This is a genomic window from Peterkaempfera griseoplana, assembly GCF_001418575.1.
In the GTDB taxonomy this organism is placed as follows: domain Bacteria; phylum Actinomycetota; class Actinomycetes; order Streptomycetales; family Streptomycetaceae; genus Peterkaempfera; species Peterkaempfera griseoplana.
The window spans coordinates 1-3,399 of the sequence record NZ_LIQR01000746.1; the positions used below are offsets into that span (position 1 = coordinate 1).

Annotated in this window: 4 protein-coding genes; 1 reads left to right on the top strand and 3 read right to left on the bottom strand. The window is 73.4% G+C overall.

What is annotated here, in order from left to right; translation table 11 throughout:
• Positions 1–82 precede the first annotated feature (82 nt).
• The 3 genes from pcaH to AOK09_RS36305 all read right to left on the bottom strand — a co-directional run bounded on the left by pcaH (position 83) and on the right by AOK09_RS36305 (position 2,446).
• On the bottom strand, positions 83–853 hold the full coding sequence (gene pcaH / locus AOK09_RS36295; protein ID WP_055591426.1) for a protocatechuate 3,4-dioxygenase subunit beta: 771 nt from the start codon (positions 851–853) through the stop codon (positions 83–85).
• Positions 854–1,025: 172 nt separating this feature from the next.
• Complete coding sequence (locus tag AOK09_RS36300) at positions 1,026–1,682, bottom strand: CoA transferase subunit B (protein WP_055591427.1); 657 nt, start codon at positions 1,680–1,682, stop codon at positions 1,026–1,028.
• Positions 1,682–2,446: a CoA transferase subunit A gene (locus AOK09_RS36305; protein ID WP_055591428.1), complete on the bottom strand. Its 765-nt coding sequence runs from the start codon at positions 2,444–2,446 to the stop codon at positions 1,682–1,684. Before AOK09_RS36305 ends, AOK09_RS36300 begins: the two co-directional genes overlap by 1 nt.
• 123 nt (positions 2,447–2,569) lie before the next feature.
• Between AOK09_RS36305 and AOK09_RS36310 the strand changes: the two genes are divergently transcribed.
• Positions 2,570–3,399: IclR family transcriptional regulator (locus AOK09_RS36310; RefSeq protein ID WP_157876195.1), on the top strand; the 830-nt coding region annotated here is incomplete at its 3' end.

Genomic DNA, 3,399 nt, shown 5'->3' on the forward strand with positions numbered 1-3,399 from the left:
GTCTGGGAGGGGGGGGGGGCGGGCGCGGCGGTGCGGGGCGCGGCCGCGCCGTCCGCGGCGGTGGCTGTCGACGGGTGGGACATCAGCGGCCCTCCTCGGTCCAGGTGGCGGACGGGCCGTCGAGGACGATGTCCCAGCGGTAGCCGAGTGACCACTCGGGGGTGGACAGGTCGTGGTCGTAGGTGGCGACCAGCCGGCGGCGTGCGGTGTCGTCGGTGACGGACTGCAGGATGGGGTCGTGGGCGAACAGCGGATCCCCGGGGAAGTACATCTGGGTGACCAGGCGCTGGGTGAAGGCGCTGCCGAAGAGCGAGAAGTGGATGTGGGCCGGGCGCCAGGCGTTGGTGTGGTTGCGCCAGGGGTAGGCACCGGGCTTGACGGTGACGAACTCGTATCCGCCCTGATGGTCAGTCAGGCATCGGCCGACACCGGTGAAGTTGGGGTCGAGCGGGGCGGGGTGGTCGTCGCGCTGGTGGGCGTAGCGTCCGGAGGCGTTGGCCTGCCAGATCTCGATGAGCTGGCCGCGCACCGGCCGGCCGGCGCGGTCCAGGACCCGGCCGGTCACCCGGATCCGCTCGCCGAGCGGCTCTGCCCGGTGCTGGCGGGTGAGGTCGTGGTCGAGGGCGGTGACGTCGGTGACGCCGAAGACCGGGCCGGACAGCTCGACGGCGTCGGGGGCGTGCACCGCGACCAGCGGCTGCCTGGGGTGGCGCAGGACGCTGCTGCGGTACGGCGCGTAGCCGCGGTCGGGGTGGCTGCGCCGGGGTGCGCCGCCGGCGACGGCCTTGGCGTAGGCCTCGCGCTCCTCGGCGATCTCCGTGGAGATCTGCCCCTGGGTCGGAGGAGTGGTCATGGAGTGCTCCTACCTTTCCAGGACCAGGGCGAGGCCCTGTCCCACGCCGGTGGACGGGGCGGCAGGACCGGTTCCGGAGCCGGCGGCTGCGAGCGGGTGGGCCGGGGCGCCGCGGTACCTTCCGCGGGGGTGCGGGCGGCGTCGACGCTGTGGACGTCGCGCGGCCGCCGGGTCATCTGGTGCCCCCTTCGGCGTTCGGGGCGATCCGGACCGGTGCCGCGGTCCGCCGCCGGACCTCCTCGGCGGTGACGCCGGGGGCGGTCTCCACCAGGACCAGGCCGTCGTCGGTGACATCCAGCACCCCGAGGTCGGTGATGACGCGGTTGACGCAGGCCCGGCCGGTGAGCGGCAGGGTGCACTCCTCGACGATCTTCGGGCTGCCGTCCTTGGCGGTGTGGGTCATGGTGACGATGACCCGCCGGGCGCCGTGCACCAGGTCCATGGCGCCGCCGATACCGGTGACCATCCTGCCGGGGACGGCCCAGTTGGCCAGGTCGCCGGAGGCGGAGACCTCCATGGCGCCCAGGACGGCGGTGTCGATGTGGCCGCCGCGGATCATCCCGAAGGAGAGCGCCGAGTCGAAGAAGGAGGCGCCGGGCAGGACGGTGACGGTCTCCTTCCCGGCGTTGATCAGATCCGGGTCGGCCTCGTCCTCCAGCGGGAACGGTCCGGTGCCCAGGATGCCGTTCTCCGACTCCAGGACGACCTGGACGCCCTCGGGGAGGTGGTTGGGGATCAGGGTGGGCAGTCCGATGCCCAGGTTGACGTACTCGCCGTCGCGCAGTTCGGCGGCCGCGCGGGCGGCCATCTCGTCCCGGGTCCAGGCCATCAGGCCGGCACCTCCCGGACCGTGCGCTTCTCGATCTTCTTGTCCGCGGCCTGCTCGGGGCTGAGCGCCACCACACGCTGGACGAAGATGCCCGGCAGATGGACCTGGTCGGGATCGATGGCGCCGGGTTCGACCAGTTCCTCGACCTCGGCGACGGTGATCCGCCCGGCCATGGCCGCCAGCGGGTTGAAGTTGCGGGACGACTTGTTGAAGACCAGATTGCCGTGCCGGTCCCCCTTCGCCGCCCGCACCAGGGCGAAATCCGTGGTGATGGCCCGCTCCAGGACGTACTCCACGCCGTCGAACTCCCTGATCTCCTTGGCCGGGGAGGCCAGCGCCACGCCGCCCCGGCCGTCGTAGCGCCAGGGCAGACCGCCGTCGGCGACCTGGGTGCCGACGCCGGCCGGGGTGTAGAAGGCGGGAATGCCGCAGCCCCCGGCGCGCAGCCGCTCGGCGAGCGTGCCCTGCGGGATGAGCTCCAGCTCCAGTTCCCCGTTCAGGTACTGACGGGCGAACTCCTTGTTGGCGCCGATGTAGCTGCCGGTGACTCGGGCGATCCGGCCTGCGGCGAGCAGGACGGCGAGGCCGGAGTCCATCGCGCCGCAGTTGTTGGACACCACGCTCAGCCCGCCGACGCCGGCGCCGTGCACCGCGTCGATCAGCGCGGTCGGCACGCCGCTGAGGCCGAAGCCGCCGACCGCCAGCGACGCTCCGTCTGGGATGTCCGCCACGGCGTGTGCAGCCGAGGTGACCACCTTGTCCATCCGACTGCCATTCTGTTCGCAGAGTGAACTTCGGTTCACAAAGATTCTCCGTCCGGGCCATCGGCGCTGTCAACGGCCCCGGGCGGTACGGTTCCGGGAGGATTCCGCGAGGTTGGAGCACCCATGACACCCCTCGACGACGCTGCGGTGGCTCCGCCGCCGGAGGCCGTGGGCCCCCTGATCCGGGGGCTCGCCGTGCTGCGCGAGCTCGCCGCGGCGGCCGACGGACGGCGCTCGGCGAGCGACCTCGTACGCGCCACCGGCCTTGCCCGGTCAACCGTCGACCGGGTCGTCAGCACCCTCGCCCGCACCGGATACCTGCGGCTGGAAGGACACGACGCCGTCCTCACCCCCCGGGTGATGGAACTGGGGAACGCCTATCTGTCCGCCAGCCGCCTGCCCGACCGGCTGAGCGCGACCGCCGACGCCCTGGCCGACGCCCTCGACGAGTCGGTCTCCATCGCCGTACCGGACCGCGACGGTGTCCGCTTCGTCCACCAGGCCACCCGGCGGCGCGCGATGTCGTTGACCTTCCGCCTCGGCGACCTGCTGCCCGCCGAGCGCTGCGCACCCGGGGCGCTGTTCGCCGCCGACTGGGACGAGGACACCTGGCGGCGCTGGCGGGCCCGGCGGGCCGCGGACTCCAAGGACAGTGGCTTCCCCGCGCTGCCCGCCGCGGACGCAGCGGGCGCCGCCGCCTTCCCCGAGCGCATCTCCTCCGCCCGCAGGCACGGCTGGTCACTCGACGACCAGCTGATCGAACCCGGGCTGATCGCGATCGCCGTCCCCGTCCCCGACGCCGGAGGCCGCCCGGTCTGCGCCGTCAGCGTGGTCAGCCACACCAGCCGGCACAGCGCCGAGTCGCTGCGCGACGCCGCACTGCCCCGGCTGCGGGAGGCCGTCGCCACGATGGCCGAGGCGCTGGCCGCGCCCGCCGCACCCCCGCCGTCCTC